The sequence below is a fragment of the Elstera litoralis genome (assembly GCF_000963705.1).
Classification (GTDB): domain Bacteria; phylum Pseudomonadota; class Alphaproteobacteria; order Elsterales; family Elsteraceae; genus Elstera; species Elstera litoralis.
Map to the genome: position 1 here is coordinate 1 of NZ_LAJY01000574.1, position 2898 is coordinate 2898.

Sequence of the window (2898 nt, forward strand, 5' to 3'; positions counted from 1 at the left end):
GCACTCTTCAACGTCATATTTCGGCTCTTCCAGTTCGTATTTCACGAACTCAAGCTGGGAGCGCTCGGAGAAGTCCTTAATCGGAAATACCGACCGGAACACTTCTTGGAGCCCAACTGCGGCGCGCTGTTCCGGCGCGACGTTCATTTGCAGGAAGTGATCGTAGGAGCTTTTTTGCACCTCAATCAGATTCGGCATTTGTGCCACTTCCGGGATACGCCCGAAGCTCTTCCGAACCCGCTTACGACCCGTGAACGACTTCGCCATTGCTGCCCCTCAATCGTCTATGTTCCGCCGCCGCGCCCGGAATCGGGCCTCGCGTGGCCGTCGATTCTTCCGCAAACGGGAACAGGCCCTTGCTGCCCCGGAGTATCCGGCGCCCCGCAGGCCCGCTCTGCAGTACGCACCCTCTGCCGTTCGGTTGGGGATATGGTGCGCTCACGCGAACGCCGCCATATCCCCGAGCTAGCCGAACAGCTTAGCCTCTTGCTGCCCGAAGGCTGCCAGAAGCTTACTTTACGTCGACCTTAGCACCGGCTTCTTCAAGCACCTTCTTAATCTTGGCAGCTTCGTCCTTCGAGACGGCTTCCTTGACGGCCTTCGGTGCGCCTTCGACGAGGTCCTTAGCTTCCTTCAGGCCGAGGCCCGTGATCGCGCGGACTTCTTTAATCACGTTGATCTTCTTTTCGCCGGCATCGACGAGGATCACGTTGAATTCGGTCTGCTCTTCAACCGGAGCAGCAGCAGCGGCCGGACCGGCAGCAGCAACGGCAACCGGAGCGGCGGCGGTGACGCCCCACTTTTCTTCGAGCAGCTTTGCAAGCTCAGCGGCTTCCAGAACGGTCAGCGCCGAGAGATCGTCAACGATTTTGGCCAAATCAGCCATGTTCTATCTCCTAGGAGGGTAAATTTGGGAAAGGTTAAGCTTGCGACAATTAGGCCGCTGCTTCGTCCTTGTCGGCATACGCCTTGACAACACGGGCCAACTGGCTGACCGGTGCCTGAATAACCGCAGCGACCTTTTGGGCCGGGGCTTGCAGAACACCGATGAGCTTGCCACGCAGCTCGTCGAGCGACGGCAGCATAGCAAGGGCCTTCACACCGTCGCTGTTCAGCACTGTGCCCGGAAGGGCACCGCCGACAACGGTGAGCTTGTCGTTTGTCTTGGCGAACTCGACGATCACCTTCGCCGCTGCAACCGGGTCGGTCGAATACGCAAGCGCAGTCGGACCCTTCAGCAGGGGGCTGAGGTTTTCGTAAGGCGTGCCGACGAGGGCGAGCTTAGCGAGCCTGTTCTTCGCAACTTTGAAGGAAGCCTGTCCGGCCCGCATTTTGCGCCGCAGATTCGTCGTTTCGGCAACCGTCATACCCTTTTGTTGGGTAATGACCACCAAACCGGCGTTCAGCAACGCAGAGTGCAAGGACGAAACCAGCTCCTTTTTCTCGGAACGGTCCACGTCTCGTCTCCGTCATCAAGGGAGGGCAGACAATCTGCCTTCCCGATACGACCCAAGGATTTCAAGAGAAACCCCCAGGGCACACAATGATGACCCGAAGGTCATCCAAGGTTCGCCTGTCCGCGAGAAGTCTTTCCCCAATATCCCTAAGGCTTTGGTTCGTTTCACTTCCCGTCTACCGTTGGAACATTAAGCTTTGGGGCGAAGCCCCTTGGCACCAATGGTCTTGGACAGGGGACTGAAAAATCCGGGTTGCCCCCTCTTCTTCAGTCCGACCGAAGCGCCGAAGCGCTCCGGGGAACTTTTATCGGAATACTGCCAGCCTAGAGGGCTGCCAGCGTGCCGATTTCCAGCTTCACGCCCGGACCCATGGTCGAGCTGAGGCTGACTTTTTTAATGTAGATGCCCTTCACGCCGGTCGGCTTGTTGCGATTGATCGCGCCAACGAACGCTTTGACATTTTCCAAGAGCGCTTCTTCGGAGAAGCTGGCTTTGCCAACACCGGCGTGGACAATCCCGGCCTTTTCGGCACGGAACTGCACCTGACCGCCCTTTGCGGCAGCCACGGCGGCGGCCACATCGGTGGTGACGGTGCCGAGTTTCGGGTTCGGCATCAGACCGCGCGGGCCGAGCACCTTGCCGAGACGACCGACAATCGCCATCATGTCCGGCGTCGCAATGCAGCGATCGAACTCGATCTTGCCGCCCTGGACGATTTCCATCAGATCTTCGGCCCCGACAACATCGGCCCCGGCGGCCTTGGCTTCTTCAGCCTTGGCACCGCGCGCGAAGACGCCGACGCGCAAGGTCTTGCCCGTGCCGTTCGGCAGCGAGACAACACCGCGCAGCGCCTGATCGGCTTTGCGGGGATCGATGTTTAGGTTCATGGCGATTTCGATGGTTTCATCGAACTTCGCGGTCGCCCGGCCCTTAATCATGCTAACGGCTTGTTCCAGCGATACCATCGCTTCGGAATCAACGCTTCATACGCCTTCTTCAGACGCTTGCCTACCTGCGCCATCCGCTTACCCTACCACTTCCAGGCCCATAGACCGGGCCGAACCGACGATCATGGTTGCAGCGGCGTCAATGTCATTGGCATTGAGGTCCTGCATCTTCTTCGCGGCGATTTCGCGGATCTGATCCATCGAGATCTGACCGACTTTGGCGCCCTTACCCGTGGTCTGGGAGCCCTTGTCGATACCCGCGGCCTTCTTGACGAAGTAGGTCACCGGCGGGGTCTTCATCACGAACGTGAAGGTACGGTCGCCGTAGGCGGTGATGACCACCGGAATCGGCATCCCAACTTCAAGCTGCTGCGTCTGCGCATTGAAGGTTTTGCAGAATTCCATAATGTTCAGACCGCGCTGACCGAGCGCCGGACCAATGGGCGGTGACGGATTAGCTTTGCCTGCCGGCACCTGTAGCTTGATGTAGCCAA

At 58.9% G+C, this 2898-nt stretch carries 4 protein-coding genes and 1 pseudogene; all 5 read right to left on the reverse strand.

Translation table 11 applies throughout. The features are described from left to right. The coding region (locus tag VZ95_RS17625) for a hypothetical protein (protein WP_045777025.1) at positions 1 to 267 on the reverse strand (267 nt) is incomplete at its 3' end. A 244-nt stretch (positions 268 to 511) separates the two neighbouring features. Continuing rightward, positions 512 to 886, reverse strand: coding sequence for a 50S ribosomal protein L7/L12 (rplL, locus tag VZ95_RS17630; protein WP_045777026.1), 375 nt, complete (start codon positions 884 to 886; stop codon positions 512 to 514). A gap of 49 nt (positions 887 to 935) precedes the next feature. Next, on the reverse strand, positions 936 to 1457 hold the full coding sequence (rplJ, locus tag VZ95_RS17635; protein ID WP_045777027.1) for a 50S ribosomal protein L10: 522 nt from the start codon (positions 1455 to 1457) through the stop codon (positions 936 to 938). Between the two features lie 323 nt (positions 1458 to 1780). Further along, positions 1781 to 2478 (reverse strand): annotated as a pseudogene (gene rplA / locus VZ95_RS17640) (50S ribosomal protein L1). Between the two features lie 4 nt (positions 2479 to 2482). Continuing rightward, positions 2483 to 2898: 50S ribosomal protein L11 (gene rplK, locus VZ95_RS17645; RefSeq protein ID WP_084627891.1), on the reverse strand; the 416-nt coding region annotated here is incomplete at its 5' end.

What these genes read in the sequence shown, in the direction of transcription:
- rplL (WP_045777026.1), bottom strand. Translation starts at nt 886, where the DNA reads ATGGCTGATTTGGCCAAAATCGTTGACGATCTCTCGGCGCTGACCGTT.